The sequence below is a fragment of the Dysosmobacter sp. Sow4_B12 genome, from assembly GCF_052116665.1.
Classification (GTDB): domain Bacteria; phylum Bacillota; class Clostridia; order Oscillospirales; family Oscillospiraceae; genus Oscillibacter.
This window is the reverse complement of record NZ_JBQKKR010000025.1, coordinates 1-3909: the sequence shown is the minus strand read 5'-3', so window position 1 is coordinate 3909 and position 3909 is coordinate 1. Positions and strand designations below refer to the sequence as shown.

Genomic DNA, 3909 nt, shown 5'->3' with positions numbered 1-3909 from the left:
CACGTACCCTTGGTGGTTATGGGCCCGTAGCTCAGCTGGCTAGAGCGTACGACTGATAATCGTAAGGTCGGTGGTTCGAGCCCACTCGGGCCCACCAACAAAAAGAAGTCCGGAGACGGATGGGAATAGATTACGGGGGTTTAGCTCAGCTGGGAGAGCGCCTGCCTTGCAAGCAGGAGGTCAGCGGTTCGATCCCGCTAATCTCCACCATTTGAGATTAGATTGAAGCATTCAACAGTTTGAGTGTTTCAATCTGGCTTCAAACGAGGCTGGAAGTGTTTTGCACCTTGAAAACTGAACAATGTAAATGCAAGTGAAGTAAGGCAACAGAGAGGTTCCGTGTCTGAAAGGACACGGAAAGCGTAAATTTAATTGTGGAACAACATCCGAAAGGATGAAGGGTAACGATTACAATTTCAATCTGAGATTGCCTGCATAATTCACAAACGAGAACGAGCGAAAGCACGTTTTCGATTGGTCAAGCTATAAAGAGCGCAAGGGGAATGCCTTGGCACTGAGAGCCGATGAAGGACGCGACAAGCTGCGATAAGCCTCGGGGAGGAGCAAATATCCATTGATCCGGGGATTTCCGAATGGGGCAACCCGGCTGGACAATATCCAGTCATCCTGCATTGAATCAAATAGGTGTAGGAAGGGAACCGCCTGAACTGAAACATCTAAGTAGGGCGAGGAAGAGACATCAACCGAGATTCCGTAAGTAGTGGCGAGCGAACACGGAAGAGGCCAAACCGGAGGATTTATTCTCCGGGGTTGTGGACAGTCATTTAGCAGAGGTTATCTAGGAGAACGGCATGGGAAGGCCGGCCACAGAGGGTGAGAGCCCCGTATCTGAAAGAGAAGACTGTGAGACTGTATCCAGAGTACCGCTGGACACGTGAAACCCGGTGGGAAACAGGGGGGACCACCCTCCAAGCCTAAATACTACTCAGTGACCGATAGAGGAGCAGTACCGTGAGGGAAAGGTGAAAAGGACCCCGGGAGGGGAGTGAAAGAGAACCTGAAACCTTGTGCTTACAAGCAGTCAAAGCACGTTAAAGTGTGATGACGTACTTTTTGTAGAACGGTCCGGCGAGTTATAGTAACGAGCAAGCTTAAGGTATTCAGTACCGGAGGCGTAGCGAGAGCGAGTCTGAACAGGGCGTATGAAGTTCGTTGCCATAGACCCGAAACCGGGTGACCTACCCATGAGCAGGTTGAAGTGGGGGTGAAACCCCATGGAGGACCGAACCGACCCCCGTTGCAATGGTGGCGGATGACTTGTGGGTAGCGGTGAAATTCCAATCGAACTCGGAGATAGCTGGTTCTCCCCGAAATAGCTTTAGGGCTAGCGTTATGTTAGATTACCGGAGGTAAAGCACTGAATGGTTGAGGGGCCGATAAGGTTACCAACGCCTATCAAACTCTGAATGCCGGCTAATTGATGCATAGCAGTCAGACAGTGTGAGATAAGTTTCATTGTCAAAAGGGAAACAGCCCAGACCTACAGCTAAGGTCCCAAATGTATGCTAAGTGGAAAACGATGTGGAATTGCGAAAACAACCAGGATGTTGGCTCAGAAGCAGCCACTCATTAAAAGAGTGCGTAATAGCTCACTGGTCGAGTGACTCTGCGCGGAAAATGTAACGGGGCTAAGCATACAACCGAAGCTTAGGATTGTACGCAAGTACAGTGGTAGGGGAGCGTTCTGTATGGGGTGAAGTCGCATCGGAAGGAGCGGTGGACTGTACAGAAGTGAGAATGCCGGAATGAGTAGCGAGAATTATGTGGGAATCATAATGGCCGAAAATCTAAGGTTTCTTGGGGAAGGTTCGTCCGCCCAAGGTAAGTCGGGAGCTAAGCTCAGGCCGAGAGGCGTAGGCGATGCACATACGGTAGAAATTCCGTAACCACCGAAACTTAAACCAGAGGGACACTTGAGGATAGCCGAACCCGGGCGTTGGTTGACCCGGGCGAAAGGGAGCGAAACTATAGTAGCGAAGTCGGCGATGCCTTGAGGCGAGAAAAGCTCTGGGGAATGCTAAGGTGCCCGTACCGCAAACCGACACAGGTAGATGAGGAGAGAATCCTAAGGCCAACGGGAGAAGGGTTGTTAAGGAACTCGGCAAGTTGACCCCGTAACTTCGGAAGAAGGGGAGCCTCGAAAGAGGCCGCAGTGAATAGGCCCAAGCAACTGTTTACCAAAAACACAGGTCTATGCTAAATCGAAAGATGACGTATATGGGCTGACGCCTGCCCGGTGCCGGAAGGTTAAGAGGAGATGTCAGCGCAAGCGAAGCATTGAATTGAAGCCCCGGTAAACGGCGGCCGTAACTATAACGGTCCTAAGGTAGCGAAATTCCTTGTCAGGTAAGTTCTGACCCGCACGAAAGGCGTAATGATTTGGGCACTGTCTCAACAGCCCACCCGGCGAAATTGTAGTACTGGTGAAGATGCCAGTTACCCGCAACTAGACGGAAAGACCCCATGGAGCTTTACTGCAGCTTAATACTGGAATTCGGTAGTTCATGTACAGGATAGGTGGGAGACTTGGAAGCAGGGGCGTCAGCTTCTGTGGAGTCGCCGGTGGGATACCACTCTTGGACTGCTGGATTTCTAACCTGCGGCCGTGAATCCGGTCGGGGGACACTGTTAGGCGGGCAGTTTGACTGGGGCGGTCGCCTCCAAAAATGTAACGGAGGCGCTCAAAGGTTGGCTCAGCACGGACGGAAATCGTGCAGTGAGTGTAAACGTAAAAGCCAGCCTAACTGCGAGACCGACGGGTCGAGCAGTAACGAAAGTTGGAGTTAGTGATCCGGTGGTATGTGAGTGGAAATGCCATCGCTCAACGGATAAAAGCTACCCTGGGGATAACAGGCTGATCTCCCCCAAGCGTCCACAGCGACGGGGAGGTTTGGCACCTCGATGTCGGCTCGTCACATCCTGGGGCTGAATTCGGTCCCAAGGGTTCGGCTGTTCGCCGATTAAAGTGGCACGCGAGCTGGGTTCAGAACGTCGTGAGACAGTTCGGTCCCTATCTGTTGCGGGCGTAAGAGATTTGAAGGGAGCTGTCCTTAGTACGAGAGGACCGGGATGGACGTACCTCTGGTGCACCAGTTGTCCTGCCAAGGGCATAGCTGGGTAGCTATGTACGGACGAGATAAACGCTGAAAGCATCTAAGCGTGAAACTCCCCCTAAGATGAGATCTCTCACTCTTCATGAGGTAAGGGCCCAGGAAGACTACCTGGTTGATAGGCCGGAGGTGGAAGCGCAGTAATGTGTGTAGCTGACCGGTACTAATAGCCCGAGGGCTTGACCTACAAAGTATGCAGGCAATGAGCCTTAGTGAAATGCAGATACATTGTTCGGTTTTGAAGGTGCAAGGCACTTAAGAACCCGCACCTTTAGCTCAGTTGGTAGAGCAACTGACTCTTAATCAGTGGGTCCCCGGTTCGAGTCCGTGAAGGTGCACCAAGCCTGTTCGAGGTGTACTCAACGCGGGTACACCTCGGATGGGGAAACAGAAGAGAGCTTCTGTATCCGACGCAAACCAGCGAAGTGTTTGCGGAGGAAAGAGGAGGAAGAACGGAGCGTTGTGAGCTTTGGCCGGAGGCCGAAGCGAATGGAGTGAAGTTTCTTCCGACGACATGGCCCGTTGGTCAAGTGGTTAAGACAGCGGCCTCTCACGCCGTTAACATCGGTTCGAATCCGGTACGGGTCACCACAAATCAAACATGAAATGTTTGATTTGGAGAAGCTTGACAAGTGCAAGCGAAAAGTGTATAGTGTGTATGTTCTCCGGTAACACGGATAACGCAGTTGGTGCTGATTAGGACGAGGGTCCACCCGTTCCCATTCCGAACACGGTAGTTAAGCTCGTTTCTGCCCACAATACTTGGCTGGTGACGGCC

The 3909-nt window shown here is 51.9% G+C and carries 4 tRNA genes and 2 rRNA genes; all 6 read left to right on the top strand.

From position 1 onward, the window contains the following. Nucleotides 1–20 precede the first annotated feature (20 nt). Nucleotides 21–97 (top strand) — tRNA-Ile (locus ACTQ4R_RS12950). Between the two features lie 37 nt (nt 98–134). After that, a tRNA-Ala gene (locus ACTQ4R_RS12945) sits at nt 135–210 on the top strand. A 266-nt stretch (nt 211–476) separates the two neighbouring features. Next, nucleotides 477–3318 (top strand): 23S ribosomal RNA (locus ACTQ4R_RS12940). Nucleotides 3319–3396: 78 nt separating this feature from the next. Next, nucleotides 3397–3472, top strand: a tRNA-Lys gene (locus ACTQ4R_RS12935). 175 nt (nt 3473–3647) lie between these two features. After that, nucleotides 3648–3722 (top strand) — tRNA-Glu (locus ACTQ4R_RS12930). Between the two features lie 94 nt (nt 3723–3816). Next, nucleotides 3817–3909: ribosomal RNA gene (rrf, locus tag ACTQ4R_RS12925) — 5S ribosomal RNA — on the top strand; the annotation flags it as partial.